We start from the raw sequence: 24,680 nt of genomic DNA on the forward strand, positions 1-24,680 counted from the left end.
TATATATTTTAAAGTTAGCTAATTAAAAATGATAGGAGGGTCACCCCCCTATCTATTTTGCCTGTCCAAGTACCATCACCCTTTTATGCATCTTTTAATAAAGAGACCGAAACATTTGATAGATTCTTTTTGTGTATTGGCTTTTAGATGAATAGTTTTCAGCTCATCTTGAGGAGTTATTACCTTTTGACTCATGTTGCTGTCTGCATTAGAAGTTGAAGCGAATGCAGGAGATGCAGAAACAAGTAAAGCAAAGGATAATGCCGAAAAAGTTAAAATTTTTTTTAATCTCATTTAAAACTCTCCCTTGTTTATTTTGATATTCCAGATTATCCCATTTTTTATAATAAAATCAAGGGTGTTTTTGTAAAAATATGAACGGTTTTTAGAGTTAGATAGATTATAAGAAAATTTCAATATGAACTTTCAAGGAGTGGTAAGGTGAAATCTGTATATTACCAGGGATCGATGAGAAGCAAGTTGAAATGCTCTAATCAAGGAGCTGAAGGTCTATAGGGCTCTGAAGGTGAAGGAAGAAAGGAACAGTTACATTAATTATATTGATGATCTTTTATACTGCTATTATAGTTTGGCTAAACAAAAAATTAAAGAAATTAGAACGCGAGAGCCGACTAATGATGAAATTAAAGCATCGTTCTAGGCGTATAAAAATATTAGGATTGTTGGTGCATCCGAAGCGTCTTTGTCTAAACAAGGTGAATTGATTGAGGATTTTAAAAGAACTCATGTTATCATAGAAGAAAATGGATATTGGAGGATTGTCGTTAAATGCTCAAATCAAAGTTAGTTGTTTGGACGTTTATCGTTGTGACTGGATTCTATATGCTGGTGAGTATATGGAACATTGCTGTATTTCCAGATAAAACATGGACAGATTACGCAGGACAGATTTTGATTGTAGTTTTTGGAAGTATGGTGAATGGTTTAATCGCTGCATTCTTTATGTACGCAGCAGCTATGTTAGTGAAATATATTAATGGTGATAAAGCTTAAAACAGGTGTATAAAAAGGTAACATTTTTTTCGGTTTTTAAAAAATACGAAGTAACACCAGAGGATACAGAAGGGTAAGGAAAGCTTATGTATCAAGGTTTATAAGTGAATAGAGGATATCGGTGATAATCACAGGATTCTACATATCTACCTTGACAGGGTAGAGGTCGCTGGTTTGAGCCCAGTCGGAATCATCGTTGAAACCCTTGCCTAGCAAGGGTTTTTTGTTTTTTTTCTTTTGGTTGGGGGCGAATTGGGGACGAATTGGGGACGAACTTTATCCACCAGATTGTTTCTCAGTATTTTTAGAATCAAAAAATCCCTTTTCCATACAGATCACACACTTTTAATAGTATCAGCATATCCAGTTTAAGAGGTTACTTACAAAATATCTAGAACTTTTTAGTAAGAATTCTCAGAAATGTAATACGGTTTTAAGTATTTTCATTTATAATTCTCTATTTGTCTATACTTGTCATACCGCTGTTGTATAAGCTCTTCCGAGGATAATCGTATCAATTTTTTAAGAGATGATTCGATTGCAGATTCAATCAATTTTGCTTGTGATTTTATATCATTTTGTGCTCCACCCTTAATTTCAGGAATGATTTCATCAATAATTCCTAAATGCTTTAAATCTTTTGCTGAAATTTTCATGTGTTTAGCAGCTTCTGGAGCATACTTAGCATCCTTCCATAGGATAGATGCTGCTCCTTCTGGCGAAATGACCGAGTACCATGAATACTCTAACATATGGATATGGTTACCGACACTAATACCAAGAGCTCCACCACTTGATGCCTCTCCAATTACAATACAAACAATTGGCACTTTAAGTGTAGCCATTTCCAATAGATTTCGAGCTATCGCTTCAGAAATTCCACGTTCTTCAGACCCTTTGCCTGGATAGGCGCCAATTGTATCAATAAATGTAATAATAGGGCGATTAAATTTATCAGCTTGTTTCATCAGTCTTAGCGCTTTTCTATATCCTTCTGGATGTGACATTCCAAAATTTCTTTCTATATTTTCCTTTGTACTTCTCCCTCTTTGATGACCAATAACCGTAACGGGCATCCCTTTAAATTTTGCAATACCACCTATCATTGCTTGATCATCACCATATAATCGATCACCATGAAGTTCGAAAAAGTTTGTAAACAATAAAGGTATATAATCCAATGTCGTGGGCCGGTTACGTAGCCTTGCAATTTGAACTCGTTGAAAAGGTGTAAGATTAAAATAAATTTCATCTTGCATTTTATTTAAACGTTTTTCTAATTCTTGAATTTCTGATGATAAATCTACATTATGTTCTTTCATCATTTTCTTTAATTCATCAAATTTCTCTTTTAGTTCAATAATAGGACGTTCAAAATCCAAACTCATTTTATCCTCCAAAGGGTATGATTTACCTAACTCTAATCAAAAGACTTAGAAATAGAATCAATAAATAATTCAAAACCATCCACAACTATTTTTTGTTCTGATTCTGATAAATTATTGAGGATACGTTGATAAAATGTAAGGGATTGTTCTCTTAAGCGATTAACAGTAATGTGGCCTTTTTCTGTGAGGTGCAGAAAAAGTTCTCTTCTGTTTTCTTCATTTACTTCACGATAAACAAGTCCCTTTTTTACTAACTTATCTACCAATCTACTTACAGTTGAAGTCTCTAATCTAAGTTTATTGGATAGTTGCCAAACGGTTAATTTTTCCATCTCTATTTCCTCTAACGCCATCATTTGAGAAGTTGGTAGAGGTTTTTCAAATGGTCCATTGGGCAAATTTTGAGATTCAAAAACCCCAGTTATTATAATCATCTTCTTAATATCTGATCTTAGTTTTAAGGCATCTTCTCTTTTCAAAAAGGTCACCCTCCTAAAATTCATGTGTGATACATCAATTGTATTATACATGAATATGTTTTTTTCACAAGTTTAACGTAAGCCCATATGACAACATGGACAAGAGATTTCTTCTTGTTAAAATGGTTTAAGTGGATTGATTATAGTCGATCCACCTGATTGATAGATGCATCAGGATCTTACCCTAAGTAATTGCTGTTTACTGTTCTTTCAACAAAAATAGGAAAATATGAAAAATAAAGAGAGGGGGAGAAAAATATGAAGTCATTTTTACTAATTGGACAATCTAATATGGCGGGTCGAGGCTTTAAGCATGAAGTGCCGCCAATTTATAATGAAAGAATCATGATGCTGCGAAATGGAAGATGGCAAATGATGACTGAACCGATTCATTTTGATAGGCCGGTAGCTGGTGTAGGACTGGCGGCTTCCTTCGCGGAGACTTGGTGTAAGGATCATGAGGGAGAAAAAATTGGTCTTATTCCATGTGCCGAAGGTGGCAGTTCCATTGATGAGTGGTCACGAGATGGGGTATTATTTCGTCATGCAATAAATGAAGCTACATTTGCAAAGGAAGATAGCGAATTGGCCGGGATATTATGGCATCAAGGAGAAAGTGACAGCCAAGATGGGAAATACAAAGAATACGATGAAAAAATACGAAGATTATTTCATGAGCTAAGAACTGAATTATCTGTACCTAACATTCCGCTTGTGATAGGTGGTTTGGGCGATTTCTTAGGAAAGACAGCATTTGGCGCAGGATGTGTGGAATATCAACTGATCAATGAGGTACTACAAAAATATGCACATCATCATGAAAATTGTTATTATGTTACTGCGAAAGGCCTTATATCTAATCCGGACGGAATTCACATTAATGCGTTGTCCCAAAGAATATTTGGTATAAGATACTATGAAGCATTTCGAAAAACAGAACATATACATGAACCATTACCAAATGAACATGAGCTAGTGAATGACTGTCATAATAGAATGAATACCTCAGCGGAGAATACATATATAGCACTAGAAAAATTCACGTTGGGCAAGATAACTTACGAAGAGTTGCTGCAGGCTTTAACGTAGGTAAAGGTCATGGTAGTCTTTGAATAGACAGAAACATGATATATCTTTTGAAAGGATGATTGTGGTGGTAAAAACAGATAAAGCTTCCTCCTGAATACAAGAAATTACATTCAGGAGGAGATAAAAAATGTTTAAACAAATAGATGAAAATTATCCGAGAAAAGAGCACTTTCATCATTATATGACATTATATGACGGTAACCCGATGCTCATATAGTCTGGTGATCGATCTAGACATCACGAAATTGTATGCAATATTAAAAGAAAAAAGGCTAGATTCAATGCAAATTACCTGAAGACAAAAGGTATTCTCATGGAAATCTAGAAGATGAAGGCAGACTGAAATGAGTCTGCCTTTTAGTTTTGTGATGATAAAGACATGTGCCAAAGGTTTATTGATGTACAATGGTTCTTTTTGCGGTTTCTTTTCGGTGTCTTGTAAATTTCTGTATGTCATAATAAATGTAATATAAGGAAATCTTGTAGAAGGGGAGTAAGGGGATGGAGAAGGTTCTTTCTTCACATGTTGGTGTGAAAATAAATGAATGGTATAAAATGATTCGTCAATTTAGTGTTCCAGATGCAGAGATTTTGAAAGCTGAGGTAGAACAAGAAATTGAACGAATGGAAGAAGACCAGGATTTACTGATTTACTATCAATTGATGTGCTTTCGTCATCAGCTTATGCTTGATTATATTAAGCCCTCTGATCAACGCTCTTTATCCATTGCAGACTTAGTTGATAAAATAGAAAACTCCAATCATAAATTGTCCGGCATGCTGCAGTATTACAACGCTTTTTTTCGTGGGATGTACGAGTTCAGTATAAAAGAATATGTACAGGCCATCCAATACTATAAAATGGCGGAGAAACAACTTACGCTAGTTATAGATGAAATTGAACAAGCTGAATTTCATTTCAAGGTGGCTGAAGCTTACTATATTATGAAACAAACCCACGTCTCGATGCATCATATTTTAAAAGCTCTGGAAATCTACGATCAATATGATCTGTATAAAGTAAGAAAAATTCAATGTTTATTTGTCATAGCAGGAAATTATGATGATTTGGCTCGACATGATAAATCAATTCCTCATCTAAAGAATGCAATTAAAATAGCAGAGGAAATTGGAGATCAAAAAATCCTAACTAAAGCATTTTTGAATATTGGCCATACATTTGATAGAGACGGTCAATGGGATGAAGCAATCAATTATTTTGAGAAGGCTATTCTAAAGGCAGATGATGATTCTGAGCTTCTTACAAAATTGTATTTTGCGATTAGCTGTACGCAATTTAAAGCAGGAAGACTTAAAGAAGGAGAAGCATCTTTAAAACAAGGAACTAATATACTTAAGGAAGCCCCTAATAAGCTTTATGAAAATCTATTTAACTTCTTAGAAGCGGTTTATGTTAATAATATAAATGAGGAGCAGCTGGCCGAAGTATTTCAGTATCTAGAACAGAAACAGCTTTTCGCTTACGCTGAGGCATGCTATATAGTGTATGCAGATGAGTATGGGAAAAAAGGTCAATTTGAAGAAGCAACAGCTGCTTATCAAAAGGTATTAGAAACACAACTCAAAATTCAGAGAGGGGATTGTTTGTATGAGTTTTAAGAAGGGTTTTAAGATGATTGCTCTTACTGTGGTTGCAGCTGCAGGAGTGTACACTATTGCAACTGATCGAAACACAACATCGATACAAATACAAAAAATCGATCGAAACACGACTATGATCGATCGAAACACAACTTCTCAAAACGTATAGGCAAAATTAAAACAGACCCTGCATGGTCTGTTTTTTATGGGGACGGATTGGGGACGAACCCTTTCAGCTCTCTTCAGAAATGCACATTTTTTATCAGAAAGGCTCATCATAGAACCTTATTAAATCAGTCTTTTTCAGGGAAGGTCTGTTTGCTTCGGATGAGGTCATTCACCTTGACAGGATAGAGTTCGCTGGTTCGAGCCAGTCGGAATCATAGATGTTGATACAGAGCCACTCTCGAGATAATCGAGAGTGGCTTTTGTATTTTTAAAACCAAAAAGAAAAAGGTAACATTACCAAAATAAAAACCACACTGAAAATATAGTGTGGTTAATTTAAAATGCCGTCCATTTGATCAGCTATCTGTTGGCCTGTTGAAGTTAGTACATGAGCATATGTTTGAAGCGTTACTTTTATACTTTTGTATCCTAGTCTTTCACTCACTACTTTTACAGGTGCACCATTTAACAATAAAATTTTTTATAGGTGGTGGTTCGTTGACCTGTTTTTCTTAAACAGGGAGCTACATAAAGTGGCTCTCTGCACAGAATCAATCTTTCTTTTTTTTGTAGTCTTTTACTAAGCTTGAAACAGTTAAACCCATTACACCGAAAGCTACTACATAAAATAAAATATTTGTTACAGGTGTATCAATTTTTCCTAAAATCAAGACAACAGCTATAATAGCGATGGGTAAAGTAATTAACAAACTTTTGGATGCTTTATTTTCCTGTGTCATTAACCAAGAACCTCCTTTTTGTTTCAGCATCTAGGTGTGTTTTAGTACATTTTAAAAAACGAACAACATGATGGTTTTAGCAACCCACCATGCTGCATTTTCACTTCCAGTAACTTTAAGAGCACCTAAATAAATACCATGTTCAAGAGTGCCTGTATAATGTTCAATAGTTATTAGAATTGTTTCTAACCCTGTAACACCGCCTATCATTACTTTCAGTTTTGTAGGTAATTGATCATAAGCTTCTTTTATTGCTTTTATAGCCCATGTGAATTTACCGTGTGTAATAGCTTCTCCATTTGTTTTTGATTGAGCTCCTTTAATTGCTTTTTTGAACTTTTCTGTTTCTACTTCATTTAAATTCCAATACTGTGTTATTTTATCTATTGTAGGCTCTTTTGCTTGATCAAAAGAAGATTTTACAAATGAATAAGAATAGAACTGTTCTTTCTCAAAAGCTTTAGATGCATTTGCTTCTGCAAAAGGTGAGAGTATAAAAACAGAAATTCCTGCAACCATTGATAATATTAAACCTTTGGAAGTACTTGATTTTCCCATAATAAGCTCCTACTTTGGAATATTTTTTAGATTAAGCTTTCAACTAATTAATAATTCAATAATTGTTTTAGTTGTTAGAAATATTCTTCCTTCTTTAAATAATGTTATCATTTGTAAATAAATGAAGTAAATAGGTTATTTGTTATAGGATAGAATGGTATAATATACATATTAATTACGAAAAGACATGACTAGCAAAGAATTTAAATCATTCGTAGAATATAAAAAAGGAATATCTTTTTTGCTCTTAAAAACGAAGAAATACCAGAGGGGGATATTAAAGAAGAAGAGGAGGATAAATAGCTTCTACAGAAAAGATAGAAGTGAATACAGTATATCGTTAATAATTACAGGATTTTTATATCTTCTTTGTAAGCTGAGAAAGATATAGAGCACTAGAAAAGTTCACGTTAGTCAAGATCACTTAAGAAGAATTGCTGAAGGCTTTATCGTAGGCTAAGCTTATGGTAGCCATTGAATGAAAACGTTATAACTTAGAGTAGTGGTAGACAGAAACATAACCTACCGGTTGAAAGGATGATCGTGGTGGTAAAAACAGATAAAGCTTCCTCCTGAATACAAGCAATTACATTCAGGAGGAGATAAAAAATGTTTAAACAAATAGATGAAAATTATCCGAGAAAAGAGCACTTTCATCATTATATGACGGTAACCCGATGCACATATAGTCTGGTGATCGATCTAGACATCACAAAATTGTATGCAATATTAAAAGAAAAAAGGCTAAAAGTATATCCTGTGCAAATTTATTTGTTAGCAAGAGCTGTGCAGCAAATTCCTGAGTTTCGGATGGATCAAGTGAACGATGCACTTGGTTACTGGGAGATTCTCCATCCTAGTTATACGATTTTAAATAAAGAAACAAAGACATTTTCAAGTATCTGGACGCCTTATGACGAAAACTTTGCTCGGTTTTATAAAAGCTGTGTAGCGGACATGGACACTTACAGCAAAAGTAATAACCTATTTCCGAAACCTCATATGCCAGAAAACATGTTCAATATTTCAAGTCTGCCGTGGATTGATTTTACTTCTTTTAACCTTAATGTATCTACAGATATAACTTATTTACTACCAATATTTACGGTAGGTCAATTTAAGATGAAAGAAGAAAAAATCACCTTGCCAGTCGCGATTCAAGTCCATCATGCTGTTTGTGACGGCTATCATGCCGGTCAATATGTGGAATATTTGAGGTGGCTTATTGAACATTGTGAAGAGTGGTTAGACGATTCATTGGATATGTCCTAAATGTCAGGAGTGATTTGCAAGAGGTTTCCAATGGTTTATAGAAGTTAGCATAAAGCAGACTTTAACGAGTCTGCTTATTTGTTGTGTGATGAAGAAGTTATTAGTTTGCAAATAAGGCAATCATGTTTTGTTTCTCAATTATTTTTGCGGTTTCTTTTCGGTGTTTTATAAATTCCATTATGTGATAATAAATGTAATATAAAGGGAATTGTTGGAGTGTGGATAGGGGTATAGAAATTTTCAGCTTGAAACTGTCTTCAAGAGTAGTAGGCCTGAAAAATGATTCTGAGTGTTTGTCATGTAAGCTTCTAAATTAATTAATGATAGGTGATGAACTACGGAGTAATGGAATATTTTGAAACTGTAAAAAGGGCGGGAGATTCTTATAGAAGAAAGCAGTGATTTTGTCGGATGTGAAAAAATGTATGCTCACTCTATCCTAAAATCATTATATTGAATTAAATGTATATGTATTTACTCTAAAAATTGATAAAGGTGGTTTACATGATGAAAAAAAGCAATACATTATTACTGTCTTCAATATTTTTAGCTAGCACGATATTCCCTGCAACTGTTTCAGCAACTACTGTTGAGAAAAATGAAACTGAATGGATAACAATTGCAGAGGATACTTCAACGGATTCTGTATCGCATTCAACTAACAAAAAATCGGCAAAAGCTGACTATGTTACGAATTGGAAACTAAGAAAAACTGGTGGATTGATTGGCGAGATATTTCAATGTAACTACAGCATGTTAACGACAGCGAAGTCAAAGGGTAAAATTGATTATATAGAAGCAAAATCACGACTATATGGAGGAGATGGAGGACTTTCTAAAAGCAAGACCGATTCTGCGAAGAAATCAAATTATGCTGGAGCGAATGCTGCCGGTGGTGTTGATGGTGGCTGGGGATGTAAAGGTAGAGCGATTGGAAACTCTTTATATAAAGATAGTGGTTATAAAACTGTTAGTCGCCAAAAGACTTTTAAAATTTAATAGTCGTGATGAGACATAGAACAATTTTATTCATAACCATTTTCATCGTATTACTAATGACTTTTATTTTATTTGTCAGACAAGGAAAAGTCTCTGGCGATATAGACTATAATGATGAAATGTTGGATGTTACTGGACCAGGAACGGAGACCGTATCATATTGTATGTATGAACCTGAGGGGAAGCTTCTTGATACTCTAGATATCGGTTTGATTAAGAAGAACCAAATGAACAAAGTTCTTTCCTTCTCACACTACATAGACGCAGATAGAAAGTACACGTTATTCTTACTAGCAAATTTTAATCAAATAGCATTTTCTGCAGATAATCATAGACCAGCTAAATCATACACATTTGAGATGACTAAAGACCAGGTGATGACATTACCAATCAAAGCGACATTACCAAAAGATGTTGGAGAAATAGCGTTTATTATTGTTCCCGAAGCAAAGTATCATTTGAAAGATAGTCATATAGATATAGCGACAGGTTTACAAGAAAATTATATTATGCGATTCATTACAAAAAAAGCTTCATCTCATCATATTAGAAGTGAATTTTCTCCAATATATAAAACGGATGAATTAACTGGAGAAGAAATTTTCATGGCTTCAGGAAAGGTTTCAAATAAAGTGCTGTATACTTCAAAAAGTCAAATGCCGGTCTATCTCCAAGTGGATAATACAAGTAAAGAAAAAATGAATTATGCTTTAGTCGCATTCTCGGAATTCGATCAACAAAAATTCAATGGAAAACCTGTGATGTATGTATCTGTAGAAAGTGAAAAAACAAATGTTTATCAAATAAAATTGCCAAAAGTGAAAAAGGAAAAGAATTTTCAAGTCATTGCTTTTCCTGCACCTTTTGATAATAGTACTAAATTTGAGGAAGTTAATTTTAGAGGCTATTCTTCTATTAGAACGTTAATTCAACCATAGGAGGCAATTTTATGTGGATGATCATTATTTTATTCATTATATTGATAGGATTTACAGGGAACATGGTATCGATTTAGAGAAATATTCAACAATCTAATGAAAAGATTATAAAATTATTAGAAGAAAATCAGACACACAAGTAGTCCATTGAGTTATGGTTTATGACAGCGTATTTAGCACACTGCTCCTGAGAGGGAGCTCTTTATTTACGGTTTCTTTTTGGAAAGAGTAGCAGAATAGAAAGGCTCTTAAAGCTCAAAATGATATTCAAAAAGGAGAGTGTCTGTATGGTGATTAAAAGACTCCTAATCATTGTATCCATTGTATTGTTAAGTGTTTCAACAGCAGAAACTTTAAAAATCATTGAAACAAAATCAATTCGGAATACAACAATGGAGGAACAAAAAATCATATCGAAACACGACTATGATTGATCGAAATACAACTTCTGAAAACGTATAGACAAGATTAAAACAGACTTTAAGAGTCTGTTTTTTTATGAAGTAGAATGAGCAAATGAACAGTTGGTCAATGTTATACTTATCTCAGATAGATACGAGGAGGCATCCACTTTGAAATCATTCTGGGAGAAAGATGAAGAGAGTCCTTTTACGTTAGAAAAGATAGATGAGGAACAAATTCATGAAGCAGAGGGAACGCTTGGTGTCACTTTACCTGATACATACAAAAAACTCATTTTAGAATGGAATGGTGGTTTTACAGTTCGCAATGCTTTTCCAACCGAACGGCCGAATTCATGGGCAGAGGATCATGTTCAATTCGACCATCTAAGAGGAATCGCCAAAGATGATGTAATTATGAATAGTGTTCAGTTAAGTGATGAATTGGAGCTGCCTGAGGGACTTATTTTCATCAGCGGGGAAGAAGATACATGGATCGCCATGGATTACCGAGAAACGAAAGAACATCCTCCTATTCACTATTTCGATTTAGAGCTGGAAGTAGATTTTAAGCTGGCAGATAGTTTCGATGAATTTGTTGAGCGGTTATATACAGCTGACGACGCCATGGTTGAAGTAATAGAGATTGAGGAGGAAGCTTCGGATTTATATATCAGTAAAGAAGAGCTTGAACACATTTTTGAGAGAGGAGACCTTCGTCAGCAGAATCTCTTCAAAATAGCGCATTATCCGATGGAAGACATTGAAGAGATCGCATGGTTTTTCATGCGCATGAAACAGTGCATTCAACAGATAAAAGATCAACATGTCTTGTATGAAACAGCTACTGCTATTCACTCCAACCTTCTGTTAAACCCAGATATGCCAAGGAATGACCGTATCAATCAAGAGCTGCAAGAAATGGCTGAATTTCTAGAAAATAGTGGAGATCCGAATATCGCCTTTTTGGGAGGGGACATTCATCCAGTGAAAAAACGACAGTGAAAGAAAAAAAGCCCCCAAAAAGGGCTTTTTTTAATCTAATTCATGAAAAAATTGTTTGAGCTGATCAATGAAAACGGATTTGGATTTTCCCTTTTTATAGATAAACTCAATATTGATGTTGAAATTGATAGATGGATCGATTGAAATTTGTTTTAATGTTCCTTGTTTTACTTCATTTCTAACACAATGATGAGGAAGAAACGATAGTCCCATTCCTTGCAGTACCAAATTTTTTGCAGTTTCCATATGATCAACCTCAATGGAAATGTTCGGTGTGATGTTGTTTTTTTGAAATAATCGGTGGAGCATCAACCAATCAAATGACCCATAGTCAAAGAAAATAAAAGGTTGTTCTTCTAGTTCATTCATATTGATGTTGTCATGGCTGGCGAGCGGGTGATGAGTTGGGACGAACAGCCCGATTGGATCGCTGAAAATCGGGATGGATTCAATTTGAGGATGTGTTTCAGTCCTGACAATGCCAAAGTCTACTTGGTTGTTAATCACTTTTTGGACAACATCCTTTGAATGTCCTGTTACAATTTTCACTTTCAGGTTTTCGTATTTTTCTTTTAGGGCGGGCAATATGTTAGGCAATAGATTATTGGAAATAGAGGATGCGCATCCAATCGTCAATTCATAAGGGATCATCGTTTGTTTGAGACTATGCTTTGCTTCTTGATAAGAATGGAGAATCTTTTTGGCATGCGGGTAAAACTGTTCACCTTTTTCCGTCAGAGATAATTTATTTCTCTGTCTATCAAATAATTTCAGATCTAATTCTTTTTCTAACGATTGAATACGTGCCGAAACAGAAGGCTGGGTTAAATACAGTGCTTCTGCAGCTTTATTGATACTGCCTAGCTGGCATACATAAATAAACGCTTCTATATTCTCAATATTCATGTTATCCCCTTATATGACGTTCTTTAAATGTTTAGCTTTTCAAGCTCATACACTAATTTTACAGCTTCTTTCGCCAAAATGACAGTAGGGTCAATCACTTTCACAGCTTTGGTTGACCTTAGAACTAAAGGAATTTCTGTACAGCCGGCAATGATAGCTTCTGCTCCTTGATTGATTAAAATTTCTGCAGCTAACGCCAGTTCACTTTCGCCTTTACTCAATTTCCCTGCTTTCACGGCATAAATCCCATTCATCACGTTTTTCTGAAGATTTTCACTAGGAGTCATGACATCAATCTTGTGATGGGCACAAGCCTTTTGATAGAGCTGGGTTTTTAATGTGCCATCAGTACATAGTAATCCCACAGACGTATAGTGATGTTTGTTCAGGTGCTTAGCGGTTTCTAATGGCATATTCATGATAGGGATATGAGTGGATTGTTGTACGTTTTCTAAAAAGAAGTGAGCGGTATTGCATGCAATCAGAATAAAGTCCACTCCTGCGCGTTCTAATCTTTTAGCTGATGCAATCATATATTCTGTAGGATCTTCGCCTTTCCCAAATATGGCATTGGTTCTATCAGGGATTTGCGGATAATTATCAGCAATCACATGGAGATGATCCTGATCTTTAATAGCTGGTGTATGAGAGATAATTTTTTTCATCAGATCAATCGTCGCTAAAGGGCCCATACCACCCATAACCCCAATCGTTGTAGACATCACTATCACCACATTTCATTTTTTTCTATTATAAAAAAAGAAAGGATGGTGAGTGTTATAGAAAAGTTCTATTTGTATATAGAAGGTTGATTAAAAGCACCTTTTATTTTCTTCTTTATCTGTTTTGAGGTATGAGTTGCAATCTAATCAAAAAACATTAGAATAAAGAAAAATTGATAAAGGAGCAACCATATGAATTTCAATTTGAATGAAGCTTTAGATATGTTGAGTCGAACTCCTCGTACATTAGAAAGTCTTTTGTCAGGTTTATCGAAGGATTGGCTTCACAGTCGTGAAGGGGAGGGAACGTGGAATCCCGTTGAAGTCATTGAACATTTGATTGAAGCAGAGAAATTCAACTGGATTCCCCGATTAAATGTCATTCTTGCTGATGGAGAGAATACCCCATTTCCTGCATTTGACCGCTACTCCCATTTGAATCAAACTGAAAGACAGATAGAACAAGCACTAGCGGAGCTTCATCATGTGCGGATGGAGAATGTGGCATACATTCAGCGTATGACACATTCAAGTCTTGATCTAGAGAAAAAGGGCGTCCATCCAGAATTCGGCGTCGTGCAAGTGAGCGAATTACTTTCTGCGTGGGTTGTCCATGATTTCACCCATATTTCCCAAATTGTTCGGGTCATGGCGGAACGATATCGAACCGATGTAGGACCGTGGAGCGCTTATTTAGGGATTTTGAATAGGAAATAAATGATTAATGACGCTTCGCGGCCCACTCGGATTGAAGAATCGCATATTGATACTCATCGACCCAATGTCCTTTTGACATATAATTTTGTAGCAAATGTCCTTCGCGTCTCATGTCTAAACGTTCCAGCACTCGAATAGATTTTTCGTTGCGTACATCTGTAAAGGCAATGATTTTATGTTTGTTCAGTGTAGTGAAAATATATTCGATCATTGAATTCAAGGCTTCATGAATATAGCCCTTTCCTTGAAATTCAGGCGCGAGTGTAAATCCTATTTCAACGATTCTAGGCTCGCTGCCGAGTGTATGAATGGCGCAATCTCCTATCAACTGATTGGATTCAGATAAGGCAATCGCGTATTGAAACCACGTCCCTGGTTGATTAGGTTGTTGCGTCATTTGGTGTTGTACAAATGATTCAGCGTCTTCGTGCGTGTAGTTTTCCCAAGATTGAAATGTGGCAATAGAGGGATTTGATCGGTATTGATAAAATGCTTCAATATCCTGCTGATCAAACTGACGAATCACAACCCGGTTTGTTCTTGTAAATATGCTGTTTGCATTCTTCATGTGTTACCCTCACTTTTTAGTTTGTTCTTGATTTAAAAAAGTCTATTAGCCATTCAGATAGCTGTTTTTGCGCTTTGGTCACAAATCGATCGGCATAATACGTTAATTCAAGATGCCGAACAGGAGCAGGGGCAGAAATAGGGATAGAGACAATATTAGGCCATGCTGAATGTTGCTTTAACAGCCCTCTTGGCTGGATGGTGGCGCCGATACCGGCTTCAACCAGCTGCAATAATGAAGTGGCAGACCCAACATCCATGACCGTGTCCAATTCAAAACCGTGTTCTTTACATACGTCATCGACCAAATCTCTTCCTAGATAGCCTTTTGGATACATGACCAGTGCATGTTTTGTCAGCTCTTTTAGCGTCACTTCACGCCTTTTTGCCAGTTCACTGTCTGAATGAACAAACAATTCGTAGGGCTCATCGCCAAGTGGAATTTGAATCAGTCGTTTATCCGCAGGCCCGCGCAGCCCAATTCCGATATCGACTTTATGTGAGAGCACCTCGTCACGAACAAAGATGGTCGAAAAAGCCTTTAGGTTGATCTCTGGGTACAGCATTTTAAATTCTACAAAAAGCGGAACAAGCTGAAAGTCAAGATCAGAGGGAAGGACGGCAAGCCGAACGGTACCCCGCTGTTCAGATAACAGCTCTTTCATAGCATTTTTGGCATCTCGTTCAGCCTGAAGCATTTTCATGCCATATTGATAAAGAAGCGTACCAGCTTCAGTTGCAACTACTTTTTTACCGATTCGGTCAAAAAGCGGCATCCCAACTTCAGCTTCAAGCAGCTGAATCTGTTGGCTTAATGTAGGCTGTGATATACCTAGTTGCTCTGCAGCCTTTGTGAAATGTAAATGATCGAATACAGCCATAAAATAGGTAATGTGACGAGTATCCATATGCCATCCTTTCATTAATGATAGTATTTTCCTATCATCATAATACGAATTATTGTATTGATCAATGAATGAAGCGGATTTATACTCATAGTAACCTCAACAAGATGAGAGAGGAAGAAGAGTATTGATAAAAAAAATATTTTATTTAGCTGCTTTATTTTTAGCTGCCTTAAACTTGCGCCCAATCATTACATCCGTAGCTTCTATGATGAGCATGATTCAATCAGACCTTGGCGTTAGTGCACTCACGGCAAGTCTTTTAACCACTTTGCCGGTCTTGTGCATGGGAGTGTTTGCCCCTGTAGCAACGAAACTAAGCCGCCGGTTTGGATTAGAGAGAACTCTTTTTTTCTCGATTTTTCTTATCACAATTGCGACTGGACTGCGTGGTACAAGTCAAACGGTTACCATCCTTCTCATGACTGCTTTTGCAGGAGGAGTTGGAATTAGTTTTGCCGGACCATTGTTGTCTAGTTTTATTAAAAAGTATTTCCCGAAAAGTCCTGGGATTGTCAGTGTGTATTCTATATCGATGACAGTTGGAGCTGCACTTGCTTCGGGCTTGACCATTCCGATTTACCTTCGCAGTGAGCATAACCTTCCACTTGCGTTATCCTGCTGGGCGATTTTAGGCGTTATTGCCATGATTTTATGGCTCGGTCTAGCTCGTCAAAACCAACAAGCGGATCATGCAGATGTGCCGCTGAGATTACCGCTACGAAACAAAAAAGCCATTCAATTTACCTTGTTCTTTGGCTTTATGTCTAGCATGTTCTATTCGTTAACAGCGTGGATTTCACCCATTGCGCTTGATTTTGGGAATAGTCCACAGTATGCCGCCATGCTGCTTACGATATTTACACTCATTCAGATTCCGGTGGCATTACTCGTTCCAAACATCGTCAATCGTCTAGGAAAGCCGAAATTATTTCTGATCTTATGCAGTTTGTCAGAGCTGATTGGCCTCATATTCCTTCTATTTCCAATGCCGATCCTGCCAGCTGTTATTTTTCTTGGGATTGGAGCAGGTGGATTATTTCCTTTGGCGCTTATGCTGCCTATTATTGAAACGCGTACGCCAGAAGAAGCCGGTACATGGTCAGCGATGTCACAGATGGGCGGGTACGTCATGGGAGGATTTGGTCCATTTTTAATCGGTTTGATTTTCGATATCAGCGGACATTTTCAAGCTGCTATTGTCGCAATGCTCGCCATCGTGATGCTGATGATTGGCGTGCAGTTATCTATGAAGTTAGGGGGAAAACGTGAAGAAGGATCCAGCTCATAATTTTACTCGCTGGAAGCATTTCGGTCATCATGTCTAGATGCTGCCCTATTTAATTGGAAATTGGAGGGATTCACATGCTTATACGAGAAGCAAAAACGATCGACTATCCACAATTAAGAGACATTTATTTCGAATCCCGCCGGCAAAGTTTTCACTGGCTCCATACGGAAGAAATACATCAGCATGATTTTGATCAGGATACCCGGGAGGAACAAATTTTTTTAGTCGAGAAGAACAGTAAAATCCTTGGTTTCATTTCTCTCTATGTACCAGATCGTTTTATTCATCTCTTGTTTGTCCATCCAAATGCGGCTGGTCAAGGGGCTGGAGATCTATTGCTTCAACATGCTATAGAAGTTCTAGGAACACCGGTCACCCTCAAATGCGTCTCCGAAAATCACAAGGCTTTATCTTTCTATCACAAAAGAGGTTGGAAGGCAGTGGTAGAAGAAGGAGAACCGGGGGCGGAATACTGGGTTCTTGTTTATGAAGAAAGATCATTTATGTTTTAGCTCCTTTACAAGGGGCTTTTTTGCGGTTTATTTTCGGTGTCGAAAGATTTATAAAATGATAATATATGTCATTATAGGGAAAATAGAGGGAGGAGTAGGGGTGGATGAAAAAAGTACTTTCTTCTCACGTCGGCTTGAAAATCAATGAATGGTATTATCATATTCAAAGATTTAATGTTCCTGATGCCGAGGCGTATAAAGAAGAAATCAAATCGATGCTTGATGATATGGAAGAAAATCAGGATCTATTATTATATTTCTCACTCATGGAGTTCAGACATAAATTAATGCTAGATTACTTGGATCCTTTAGAAAATGGGAAAGAACGAGCGAACTTCAGGGAACTTGCAGTGAAGATAAAAAAAGATCAAGAGAAATTAACAGGATTGCTAGAATATTACTTCAATTTTTTCTACGGCATGTATGAATTTGAGAACTACGAATACTTAAATGCGATTACCTTCTATAAGCGGGCAGAAAAAAAGTTAACCCTTGTAAGTGACGATATTGAACGTGCCGAGTTCAATTACAAAATGGCTGAAATCTATTACCACATGAAACAAACCCACATGTCCATGCACCATATCGCACAGGCGATAGAATGTTACCGAGAAAAAGATACATACACAGTTAGAGAAATTCAATGTTCTTTTGTCATTGGCTTAAACTATATCGATATGGGCTGTCCCGAAAAAGCCATTCCACATTTTGAACGCGCACTAGAACAAGTTGCCGATCACTCAACAAAAAGATTAGAAGGGTCAGCGCTCTATAATTTAGGGTTGAGCTATTTTCATCACGGTGACCTAGCACAAGCAATTATTCACTTTAATGACTCGATTCGAGCATTTAAAGAGCGGGGCTACGAGCATTTAAATCGGATTTTAGACCCTCTCGTGATGTTGTCAAAAGCCTATTTTAAAAAGAACGAACAGGATTTAGGTACGTATGCTTTGCATAGCGGAATAGAACTATCTGAAAAACTGAAAGATCATGTGCTGTTACGTATCTTTACGTTTTTAAAATCACTATACGTTGACAACAATTTTGAACAACTAGAACAAATTTCAGAATGGTTAGAGATGAAGTCCATGTATCCTGACCTTGAAGACTTAGCAAAAGATGCCGCAAAATATTATAATGAATTGGGAGATAAAGACAAGGCAATGCTGTTTTATGAAAAAATTCTTTATTTCCAAGTTCAAGTAAAGCGGGGTGACTGTCTATATGAAATTTAAAACTGTATCCATTGTATTCGTGGTGATGAGTGTGATAAGTGTTGTGAGTTATTTCACATCTGAAGTTACAGCAAGTCATGATGAAGCTAGGAGAGGTCATACAGCAAGTATCGGTTATTCTGCTTAGTAAAAGGCCCTTAAAGGGCTTTTTACTTTAAAATGGAATTTATGCAATGGATAAAGTATATTTTTCACATAAAATATACTGAGGAAGAAGTAAAATGACAATGTTAAAATCCAAATGATTTCGAAGGATTTTCATTATATTCTTTGCTTTAACCTTTATGATTAGCCTGTTAAATATGGCTGTATTTCCAGGGACGCCAGTGTCTTATTATGTTGGTCTGATTTGTAAGATGTTGTTAATCAGTTTGTTAAATGGTATGTTTTTCGGCACAATCTTCTATTTGATTGTCACCTTTCTTATCGCTAAAGATTTTAATCAAAATCAATAGTTAGCAAAGCATTCATGAATCTAACATTCTGATTGGAAGGCAGGCAGTATAAGCCGATACTAGAACAACAAAGATTCAAAAGTTCTCAAGTCTCATTTTTCATTCGCAAAACTCCACTACAAACTCATTCAAAATTTGAATTGCCAATGTTAAATTTCTCTTTCACCTTTATATCGATTGAATGTTGTTAATAATATGAGAATAGCTAGAAAAGTGTACCACATGAAAAATGATTACTAGGGGGATCACAATTTCATGTGAGGCCTCTAAGTAAGTGAAGTAAAAAAATCTGCCCTAATAAAGGGGGCAGATTTTTTTGCATTTTTACATTATTCGTAAACATAACAAGTGCCGCTTATAACAGTGACACATTCATAAGTATTAGAGTAAGACTTACCATTCGAATCTCTAAAGAAAACGGTAACGGTTGCTACTCCACTGCTATTGTAGCCATTCCATTGATATTGATAGCCATCATACTTGTCCCTAATAGGGATTAAATTCGAAGCGGCATCAGCAGGAATTGCAGAGAACATTAAAGCACCAGTGAAGAGAGTAGCTCCCACTATTTTTTTCATTTTTCCCTTAAACATTAAAACATCTCCCTTTTCCTTATTTTTCTATTAAACCAATGTTTAACAGATGCTTATAAGAATAGCACGTCTAGTAGGAGAAAAATGTCAAAAAATGTCTAAATAAATAAAAATTCAAAAAATATACATATTTAGGAATTATTTGTTTTTGGCGTGATTGAATGTTTTTTCCTAAAAATGAATAAAGATAGACTACGCATAAAAGCGAACATGGATAAAGGGATGATTAAATTGATTAGGAGGAGAAATACATGCAAAAGCTTTGCAGGGAAGTCTGGATAGAAGTCAATCTTGATGCGATAAAAAGAAATATCGAAGCGATTCAAGCGCATATTCCAAGAAAAAGTAAGATCATGGCTGTCGTGAAGGCGAATGCTTATGGACACGGTTCAGTGGAGGTAGCACGGCAGGCACTAGAAAGCGGTGCGACGGAGCTCGCAGTTGCTAGCTTAGAAGAAGGGATTGTATTGCGAAGAGCAAAAATAGAAGCACCTATTCTTGTGCTTGGATTTACACCGCTCGATTGTGTGAAAAGGGCCGCAGCCTGGAGAATTGATCTCTCCGGCCTTCGAGAAGACTGGATTGCTCAAGCAAATGAGATCTTAGCGGAAGAAGAAAGCCAGCGCCGGCTTGGGATTCATGTCAATGTTGACACAGGGATGGGGCGATTAGGTGTACGGACAAAGGAAGAGCTGTTAGCGGTGGTGAAGGCGCTTGAAAAGAGTGAAAACCTGAGGTGGGATGGAATATTTACGCATTTCTCTACTGCGGATGAGCCTGATCCTGATTTCACGTTGCTGCAGCACAGCATCTTCATTGATTTTCTTCGGTTTTTGAAAGAAGAAGGGATCAAACTGCCGACCGTACATATGAACAATACAGCTGCTTCGATTGCGTTTCCTGAATTTAGCGCCGATATGATCCGGCTTGGTATCGGACTTTATGGACTGTATCCCTCGCAATACATTAAAAGCTTAGACGCTGTTCAGCTAGAGCCCGCTCTCAGTTTAAAAGCAAGAATTGCGTTCGTGAAGAAAATGGTGACAAAGCCAAGAACGGTCAGCTATGGGGCAACCTATGTGGCAAAGCCTGACGAAGTCATTGCAACCATACCGATTGGTTATGCAGATGGGTACTCACGTGCTTTATCCAATCGAGGGTTTATGCTTTTCCGCGGAGAACGAATGCCAATTGCGGGCCGAGTCACAATGGATATGACGATGATCAGCTTAGGAGAGATGAAAGCAAAGCAAGGCGAGGAAGTCGTCATTTATGGCCGTCAAAAGGGCGGAGAAATTTCTGTTGATGAAATTGCTGAAATGCTCAATACGATTAACTATGAAGTCATTGCAACATTAAGCCGCCGTGTTCCAAGGTTTTATCGTCGAGGCGGGAAGATTATTAAAATATCGACGCCGGTGATGTATGTGTGAAGGTAAGGACTGCATGAAAGTCCAAAAATCCCCCTTTATATGGAAAGGGGGATTTTGAGTTTCATGTCTTATTACGGCTTAAGCTCGATACTCTTTATCTAAAATAAGAATTGGTTTAATCGTAGATCCATTTTTAGAATCTTCAAAAGCTTGTTCAATCTCTTCTAATTCGTAGAATTTTGCTAGTTTCTCAACTGGGAATTGTCCATTTTTAAAGAACTTGACTAGTTTAGGAATGAATAGTTGAGGAACGGCATCGCCTTCTATCACACCTTTTAACGTGAGCGCATTGAGCATGAGATCATTTGTGACATTAAACGTTAAATCACGTTTTCCTACTGCTACTGTTGCACAAGTTCCTTTGACACGCAGGCAGTGAAGGGCAGCTAGCGTGACTTCTGGTACTCCAGTTGTTTCAAATGAGTAATGTGCCCCTTTTCCTTCTGTGATTTCCTTCACTTTTTCAGCTGGGTTCTCATGTTTACTGTTGATGACATGTGTTGCACCTAATTCTTTTGCTAGCTCAAGGCGGCTATCATGGATATCAACGGCAATAATCGGATCACAGCCTGCAATTTTTGCTGCCATTAACCCACTTAAACCAACAGCGCCTGTACCGAACACAACAAGGCTTGTACCTGGAGCTGGAGCAAGTGAATTTAAGACAGTACCGCTCCCAGTCATTAAGCCGCAGCCGAATGGTCCTAAATAACGTAAATCAGTTTCTTTGTCTACTTTCACCACATTTTTCTCATCAACCGTTGCATATGTACCAAATGACGATTGACCAAAAAATTGTGATACATCTTGATGATCATGTGTATGGATAGGCGTTTCATTATGTTTATTACGACCAGAAAAATTCAGTGGAATCATGTTTTCACATCCACCAGCGTTCCCGTCAAGACAATTATGGCAATGACCGCAATAAGCGAAACCAAGTACAACGTGGTCTCCTTCTTGAACGGTTGTGACATTAGAACCTGCTTTCACGACAATGCCAGAGCCTTCATGTCCTAATAAAGCAGGACGTGGGACAGGAAGCGTGCCATCTAATACAGTGGCATCCGTATGACAAACGCCAGATGCAACGATTTTGACAAGCACTTCATCTGCTTTTGGATCATCTAGTAATAGTGTTTGTTTCTCGAAATCTTTTTCATTTGTTGTGACCATCGCTTGAATTTCCATATCATGTGCCCTCACTTTTTGTATAGTATGATATTCTGAAGAAGTTAGATCAAATGTCACAAAAAATTCATTTCTTTATGACTAAGTTGATTGTAGGACGAAAGATTTTTCGTTTCAATCAGCAAAAAATCTTTTTTGTATAGGTTTTCAACACAAATAAATTTATGTATATCTAATCAACATTTATTAAAAAGTGTCTAAAGGAGGGGCCCATGATCAAAAAAGAGGATCGCCGTGTTGAGCGAACAAAAGAAACACTTCGTCAAACATTCAAAATACTAGTAAAAGAAAAAGGATATTCGCACGTAAAAGTGAAGGATATTGTGGAAAAGGCAAACTATAATCGGACGACGTTTTATGTGCATTATGAAAGTAAAGATGAATTAGCAGCAGATGTTATTCACCGGGAAATGGTAGATTTCGAATATGAATTTTGTAAGCCGACTCGTGAAAATCCACTGTTGGATTTAACTCGCATGAAACCAGAGGGCACCGATGTATTTCAATATATCGTTGAAAATCGCGACTATTATGATTTATTAGTGATGGAAGACCGAATTCCCCAAATACAAGAAAAATTGCTTAAAAAAATACAATATATTTTCCAAAATAGAATGTCGTTTGTGAGTGATCAGTATGCAGAAATCAACGACAGTTATTTTGTCCAGTATCGTTCATACGGCATCTTTGGTTTTATCATTGAATGGATCAGAAATGACTACAATGCATCTCCTTCAGAAATGGCACGCCGCATTATCAATTTATTATATATTCAATCCTCACTCATGATTCAGTTGAAAAATGAAGAAGTGATTATGAAAAGGTAATGCTTAGGTTGCATCTCTAGCGCACAACATTTTGAATGTATATAAAGTTTTATTTAAAACTTCTTTAAATTGTAAACTTTGTAAAAAATAGAACGATAAAAGGAGGGAACATAACGAGTTGGAGGAATAGAAAATGAAAAAAAGGTTTTTATTATTTATCACGGTACTCCTATTAATGAGTACTCTTAGTCCATTTAAAGCAAATGCAGAAAATTCAATTGGATGGACGAAACGAGCTGATTTACCAGAAGAACGTATTAATGCTGGTGTGGGAGTCGTTGATGGGAAGATTTATGTATTTGGTGGAGCAAGTGAAAAAAATAAGTTGAATAACCAAACATTTATGTATGATCCAAAAAAAGATGTTTGGGAAGAGAAAGCCAGTATGCCAAGAAATAGAACAGGCGGTACTTACGCTACTGTAGGTAAAAAAATCTATCTAATAGGTGGAATTAATGAAGAGACAGAAGTAGCTTATAACACTATAGATATTTATGATGCAGAACTTGATCAGTGGGCTGAAGAGCCGATTCGAATTCCAAGAGAGCCGGTTTTTTCAGCTTATAGTAAAGGAACTTTACAAGCAGTTGCAGTGAAAGAGAAGATATATATTGTATCTTCAAAAAACTCATATAAGAATAATGTCTATGAATACAATACAGTCTCTGGTGAATGGAAGAGCTTGAACTCATCGGGTTTGCCATCTCGGAATGGGAGAGCAATTTCTGCAATTGACGGAAATATATATGTTGCAGGTGGCGAAAATTCGATAGGGCATAGTAGAGAAAAGTATTTGTTTCAGTATGATATTTCAACAGATACTTGGAAGAGATTAATTGATGTTCAGTTAACATCTTATACATATGAACCCTCCTATGAAACTTACAACGGCAAGTTCTTTATTATTGGTGGGCAATTATATGGTGATAGTTCAAAAAATATGGTAAACAAAGTTCAGATTTTCAATCCAAAAGATGGCCAATTTAAAAATTCAGCATATGATTTACCAGAAGGTAGAGTATCAGCTGTCGCAGCAATTGTTGATGACCAATTGTATGTCATTGGTGGACGTAACTATTCAGAATCTATGAGACATCTTTCTGTGAAAAGTGATTACAGATCCGTGATTTCTATTTCATTAAAAGACTTACAAGTGACTGAGGACGAAACAAAGCCGGATGATGGGATAGCAGAAGACCCAAAGGATCAAGATGGGACACAGCCAGGTGATGATACAACAGAAGAACCGAAAGATCAGGACGGGACACAGCCAGGTGATGATACAACAGAAGAACCGAAAGATCAGGACGGGACACAGCCAGGTGATGGCACAACAGAAGAGCCGAAAGACCAAGATGGAACAAAACCAGGAGAAGAAACTGTAAAAGGTATACTTTCCATTACCATGATCAATGGGTTACAAAAGGATTATCTGCTCTCAATGAAAGAAATCAACGATTTTCTTAATTGGTATAAAGAAAGAAGCTTTGGTATCGGAATGAACTTTTATGAGATCAATGATGAACACAATAAAGGGCCTTTCACAAGTAAGAAGGATTACGTGGTGTACCAAAATATCTTAATGTTTGATATCAAGCAATATTGATAAAATGAAAGCTGCTGATAATAGATTAGCAGCTTTTTATATTTTGCATTATTGTTAAAATTAG

Annotated in this window: 26 protein-coding genes and 2 pseudogenes; 17 read left to right on the forward strand and 11 right to left on the reverse strand. The window is 36.7% G+C overall.

What is annotated here, in order from left to right; all coding sequences use genetic code 11:
* Positions 1–83: 83 nt before the first annotated feature.
* Positions 84–294, reverse strand: a pseudogene (locus tag NSQ52_RS06015) (hypothetical protein).
* 495 nt (positions 295–789) lie between these two features.
* On the opposite strand from NSQ52_RS06015, the gene NSQ52_RS06020 reads away from it, so the two are divergent.
* Positions 790–1,014, forward strand: a complete 225-nt coding sequence (locus NSQ52_RS06020) for a hypothetical protein (RefSeq protein WP_017359644.1) — start codon at positions 790–792, stop codon at positions 1,012–1,014.
* Positions 1,015–1,457: 443 nt separating this feature from the next.
* Here the strand turns inward: NSQ52_RS06020 and NSQ52_RS06025 are convergent, their stop codons facing one another.
* Together NSQ52_RS06025 and NSQ52_RS06030 are read right to left on the reverse strand one after the other, a co-directional pair.
* The gene (locus NSQ52_RS06025; protein ID WP_217967349.1) at positions 1,458–2,402 is read right to left on the reverse strand and encodes an acetyl-CoA carboxylase carboxyltransferase subunit alpha; all 945 of its coding nucleotides are present in this window, start codon (positions 2,400–2,402) and stop codon (positions 1,458–1,460) included.
* A gap of 32 nt (positions 2,403–2,434) precedes the next feature.
* Positions 2,435–2,881, reverse strand: coding sequence for a MarR family transcriptional regulator (locus NSQ52_RS06030; RefSeq protein WP_047945567.1), 447 nt, complete (start codon positions 2,879–2,881; stop codon positions 2,435–2,437).
* A gap of 258 nt (positions 2,882–3,139) precedes the next feature.
* Here NSQ52_RS06030 and NSQ52_RS06035 point away from each other — a divergent pair, with 258 nt between their 5' ends.
* From NSQ52_RS06035 to NSQ52_RS06050, 4 genes and pseudogenes are all read left to right on the forward strand, one after another.
* On the forward strand, positions 3,140–3,970 hold the full coding sequence (locus NSQ52_RS06035) for a sialate O-acetylesterase (protein ID WP_326241615.1): 831 nt from the start codon (positions 3,140–3,142) through the stop codon (positions 3,968–3,970).
* A 127-nt stretch (positions 3,971–4,097) separates the two neighbouring features.
* Positions 4,098–4,245 (forward strand): annotated as a pseudogene (locus tag NSQ52_RS06040) (CatA-like O-acetyltransferase); the annotation flags it as partial.
* A gap of 226 nt (positions 4,246–4,471) precedes the next feature.
* Complete coding sequence (locus tag NSQ52_RS06045; RefSeq protein ID WP_342473996.1) at positions 4,472–5,590, forward strand: Rap family tetratricopeptide repeat protein; 1,119 nt, start codon at positions 4,472–4,474, stop codon at positions 5,588–5,590.
* Positions 5,580–5,741, forward strand: coding sequence for a RapH phosphatase inhibitor (locus NSQ52_RS06050; RefSeq protein WP_178930054.1), 162 nt, complete (start codon positions 5,580–5,582; stop codon positions 5,739–5,741). The genes NSQ52_RS06045 and NSQ52_RS06050 overlap by 11 nt, the downstream gene beginning before the upstream one ends.
* 550 nt (positions 5,742–6,291) lie before the next feature.
* Here NSQ52_RS06050 and NSQ52_RS06055 read toward each other — a convergent pair.
* Positions 6,292–6,480, reverse strand: a complete 189-nt coding sequence (locus NSQ52_RS06055) for a hypothetical protein (RefSeq protein WP_045035248.1) — start codon at positions 6,478–6,480, stop codon at positions 6,292–6,294.
* A gap of 51 nt (positions 6,481–6,531) precedes the next feature.
* Positions 6,532–7,038 (reverse strand): hypothetical protein, encoded by a 507-nt coding sequence (locus NSQ52_RS06060; protein ID WP_342473997.1) that lies wholly within the window; start codon positions 7,036–7,038, stop codon positions 6,532–6,534.
* Between the two features lie 609 nt (positions 7,039–7,647).
* Between NSQ52_RS06060 and catA the strand changes: the two genes are divergently transcribed.
* From catA to NSQ52_RS06085, 5 genes are all read left to right on the forward strand, one after another.
* Positions 7,648–8,310, forward strand: a complete 663-nt coding sequence (gene catA, locus NSQ52_RS06065) for a type A chloramphenicol O-acetyltransferase (protein WP_342473998.1) — start codon at positions 7,648–7,650, stop codon at positions 8,308–8,310.
* A 507-nt stretch (positions 8,311–8,817) separates the two neighbouring features.
* Positions 8,818–9,309 (forward strand): hypothetical protein, encoded by a 492-nt coding sequence (locus NSQ52_RS06070; protein WP_342473999.1) that lies wholly within the window; start codon positions 8,818–8,820, stop codon positions 9,307–9,309.
* Between the two features lie 164 nt (positions 9,310–9,473).
* Complete coding sequence (locus NSQ52_RS06075) at positions 9,474–10,247, forward strand: hypothetical protein (protein ID WP_342474000.1); 774 nt, start codon at positions 9,474–9,476, stop codon at positions 10,245–10,247.
* A 287-nt stretch (positions 10,248–10,534) separates the two neighbouring features.
* The gene (locus NSQ52_RS06080) at positions 10,535–10,681 is read left to right on the forward strand and encodes a RapH phosphatase inhibitor (protein WP_342474001.1); all 147 of its coding nucleotides are present in this window, start codon (positions 10,535–10,537) and stop codon (positions 10,679–10,681) included.
* Positions 10,682–10,819: 138 nt separating this feature from the next.
* A complete protein-coding gene (locus tag NSQ52_RS06085; protein WP_342474002.1) occupies positions 10,820–11,653 on the forward strand; it encodes an SMI1/KNR4 family protein in 834 nt (277 codons plus the stop codon).
* Between the two features lie 30 nt (positions 11,654–11,683).
* Here NSQ52_RS06085 and NSQ52_RS06090 read toward each other — a convergent pair whose 3' ends face one another.
* Together NSQ52_RS06090 and NSQ52_RS06095 are read right to left on the reverse strand one after the other, a co-directional pair.
* Complete coding sequence (locus tag NSQ52_RS06090; protein WP_039168805.1) at positions 11,684–12,559, reverse strand: LysR family transcriptional regulator; 876 nt, start codon at positions 12,557–12,559, stop codon at positions 11,684–11,686.
* 23 nt (positions 12,560–12,582) lie between these two features.
* The gene (locus NSQ52_RS06095) at positions 12,583–13,281 is read right to left on the reverse strand and encodes an amino acid racemase (RefSeq protein ID WP_342474003.1); all 699 of its coding nucleotides are present in this window, start codon (positions 13,279–13,281) and stop codon (positions 12,583–12,585) included.
* A 192-nt stretch (positions 13,282–13,473) separates the two neighbouring features.
* Between NSQ52_RS06095 and NSQ52_RS06100 the strand changes: the two genes are divergently transcribed.
* Positions 13,474–13,998: a DinB family protein gene (locus tag NSQ52_RS06100; RefSeq protein ID WP_047945579.1), complete on the forward strand. Its 525-nt coding sequence runs from the start codon at positions 13,474–13,476 to the stop codon at positions 13,996–13,998.
* Positions 13,999–14,002: 4 nt separating this feature from the next.
* On the opposite strand, the gene NSQ52_RS06105 is transcribed toward NSQ52_RS06100, so the two are convergent.
* Together NSQ52_RS06105 and NSQ52_RS06110 are read right to left on the reverse strand one after the other, a co-directional pair.
* A complete protein-coding gene (locus NSQ52_RS06105) occupies positions 14,003–14,566 on the reverse strand; it encodes a GNAT family protein (protein ID WP_035700391.1) in 564 nt (187 codons plus the stop codon).
* A gap of 16 nt (positions 14,567–14,582) precedes the next feature.
* A complete protein-coding gene (locus tag NSQ52_RS06110) occupies positions 14,583–15,488 on the reverse strand; it encodes a LysR family transcriptional regulator (RefSeq protein WP_342474004.1) in 906 nt (301 codons plus the stop codon).
* Between the two features lie 112 nt (positions 15,489–15,600).
* Here NSQ52_RS06110 and NSQ52_RS06115 point away from each other — a divergent pair, with 112 nt between their 5' ends.
* From NSQ52_RS06115 to NSQ52_RS06125, 3 genes are all read left to right on the forward strand, one after another.
* Positions 15,601–16,761, forward strand: a complete 1,161-nt coding sequence (locus tag NSQ52_RS06115; RefSeq protein WP_342474104.1) for an MFS transporter — start codon at positions 15,601–15,603, stop codon at positions 16,759–16,761.
* 74 nt (positions 16,762–16,835) lie between these two features.
* Complete coding sequence (locus NSQ52_RS06120; protein WP_342474005.1) at positions 16,836–17,273, forward strand: GNAT family N-acetyltransferase; 438 nt, start codon at positions 16,836–16,838, stop codon at positions 17,271–17,273.
* A gap of 104 nt (positions 17,274–17,377) precedes the next feature.
* A complete protein-coding gene (locus tag NSQ52_RS06125) occupies positions 17,378–18,511 on the forward strand; it encodes a tetratricopeptide repeat protein (protein ID WP_096881305.1) in 1,134 nt (377 codons plus the stop codon).
* Between the two features lie 784 nt (positions 18,512–19,295).
* Here the strand turns inward: NSQ52_RS06125 and NSQ52_RS06130 are convergent.
* The gene (locus tag NSQ52_RS06130; protein WP_024720168.1) at positions 19,296–19,559 is read right to left on the reverse strand and encodes a hypothetical protein; all 264 of its coding nucleotides are present in this window, start codon (positions 19,557–19,559) and stop codon (positions 19,296–19,298) included.
* A 251-nt stretch (positions 19,560–19,810) separates the two neighbouring features.
* On the opposite strand from NSQ52_RS06130, the gene alr reads away from it, so the two are divergent.
* Complete coding sequence (alr, locus tag NSQ52_RS06135; protein ID WP_039168779.1) at positions 19,811–20,992, forward strand: alanine racemase; 1,182 nt, start codon at positions 19,811–19,813, stop codon at positions 20,990–20,992.
* 78 nt (positions 20,993–21,070) lie between these two features.
* Here alr and NSQ52_RS06140 read toward each other — a convergent pair whose 3' ends face one another.
* The gene (locus tag NSQ52_RS06140) at positions 21,071–22,183 is read right to left on the reverse strand and encodes an NAD(P)-dependent alcohol dehydrogenase (RefSeq protein ID WP_113766968.1); all 1,113 of its coding nucleotides are present in this window, start codon (positions 22,181–22,183) and stop codon (positions 21,071–21,073) included.
* A gap of 212 nt (positions 22,184–22,395) precedes the next feature.
* On the opposite strand from NSQ52_RS06140, the gene NSQ52_RS06145 reads away from it, so the two are divergent.
* Complete coding sequence (locus tag NSQ52_RS06145) at positions 22,396–23,010, forward strand: TetR/AcrR family transcriptional regulator (protein WP_285527806.1); 615 nt, start codon at positions 22,396–22,398, stop codon at positions 23,008–23,010.
* Between the two features lie 133 nt (positions 23,011–23,143).
* Positions 23,144–24,616, forward strand: a complete 1,473-nt coding sequence (locus tag NSQ52_RS06150) for a kelch repeat-containing protein (RefSeq protein ID WP_342474006.1) — start codon at positions 23,144–23,146, stop codon at positions 24,614–24,616.
* The last annotated feature ends 64 nt before the right edge of the window (positions 24,617–24,680 follow it).

The organism is Bacillus sp. FSL W8-1141, assembly GCF_038593205.1.
In the GTDB taxonomy this organism is placed as follows: Bacteria; Bacillota; Bacilli; order Bacillales; family Bacillaceae; genus Bacillus; species Bacillus altitudinis.

Bases quoted from the DNA above. Each gene is read 5' to 3' on its own strand.
- NSQ52_RS06060 (WP_342473997.1), bottom strand. From the start codon at position 7,038: ATGGGAAAATCAAGTACTTCCAAAGGTTTAATATTATCAATGGTTGCA.
- NSQ52_RS06100 (WP_047945579.1), top strand. From the start codon at position 13,474: ATGAATTTCAATTTGAATGAAGCTTTAGATATGTTGAGTCGAACTCCT.
- NSQ52_RS06070 (WP_342473999.1), top strand. From the start codon at position 8,818: ATGAAAAAAAGCAATACATTATTACTGTCTTCAATATTTTTAGCTAGC.
- NSQ52_RS06120 (WP_342474005.1), top strand. From the start codon at position 16,836: ATGCTTATACGAGAAGCAAAAACGATCGACTATCCACAATTAAGAGAC.
- NSQ52_RS06050 (WP_178930054.1), top strand. From the start codon at position 5,580: ATGAGTTTTAAGAAGGGTTTTAAGATGATTGCTCTTACTGTGGTTGCA.
- NSQ52_RS06140 (WP_113766968.1), bottom strand. From the start codon at position 22,183: ATGGAAATTCAAGCGATGGTCACAACAAATGAAAAAGATTTCGAGAAA.
- NSQ52_RS06090 (WP_039168805.1), bottom strand. From the start codon at position 12,559: ATGAATATTGAGAATATAGAAGCGTTTATTTATGTATGCCAGCTAGGC.
- NSQ52_RS06020 (WP_017359644.1), top strand. From the start codon at position 790: ATGCTCAAATCAAAGTTAGTTGTTTGGACGTTTATCGTTGTGACTGGA.
- NSQ52_RS06045 (WP_342473996.1), top strand. From the start codon at position 4,472: ATGGAGAAGGTTCTTTCTTCACATGTTGGTGTGAAAATAAATGAATGG.
- alr (WP_039168779.1), top strand. From the start codon at position 19,811: ATGCAAAAGCTTTGCAGGGAAGTCTGGATAGAAGTCAATCTTGATGCG.
- NSQ52_RS06150 (WP_342474006.1), top strand. From the start codon at position 23,144: ATGAAAAAAAGGTTTTTATTATTTATCACGGTACTCCTATTAATGAGT.
- NSQ52_RS06125 (WP_096881305.1), top strand. From the start codon at position 17,378: ATGAAAAAAGTACTTTCTTCTCACGTCGGCTTGAAAATCAATGAATGG.
- NSQ52_RS06145 (WP_285527806.1), top strand. From the start codon at position 22,396: ATGATCAAAAAAGAGGATCGCCGTGTTGAGCGAACAAAAGAAACACTT.
- NSQ52_RS06130 (WP_024720168.1), bottom strand. From the start codon at position 19,559: ATGTTTAAGGGAAAAATGAAAAAAATAGTGGGAGCTACTCTCTTCACT.
- NSQ52_RS06105 (WP_035700391.1), bottom strand. From the start codon at position 14,566: ATGAAGAATGCAAACAGCATATTTACAAGAACAAACCGGGTTGTGATT.
- NSQ52_RS06025 (WP_217967349.1), bottom strand. From the start codon at position 2,402: ATGAGTTTGGATTTTGAACGTCCTATTATTGAACTAAAAGAGAAATTT.
- NSQ52_RS06035 (WP_326241615.1), top strand. From the start codon at position 3,140: ATGAAGTCATTTTTACTAATTGGACAATCTAATATGGCGGGTCGAGGC.
- NSQ52_RS06055 (WP_045035248.1), bottom strand. From the start codon at position 6,480: ATGACACAGGAAAATAAAGCATCCAAAAGTTTGTTAATTACTTTACCC.
- NSQ52_RS06095 (WP_342474003.1), bottom strand. From the start codon at position 13,281: ATGTCTACAACGATTGGGGTTATGGGTGGTATGGGCCCTTTAGCGACG.
- NSQ52_RS06080 (WP_342474001.1), top strand. From the start codon at position 10,535: ATGGTGATTAAAAGACTCCTAATCATTGTATCCATTGTATTGTTAAGT.
- NSQ52_RS06075 (WP_342474000.1), top strand. From the start codon at position 9,474: ATGTATGAACCTGAGGGGAAGCTTCTTGATACTCTAGATATCGGTTTG.
- catA (WP_342473998.1), top strand. From the start codon at position 7,648: ATGTTTAAACAAATAGATGAAAATTATCCGAGAAAAGAGCACTTTCAT.
- NSQ52_RS06110 (WP_342474004.1), bottom strand. From the start codon at position 15,488: ATGAAAGGATGGCATATGGATACTCGTCACATTACCTATTTTATGGCT.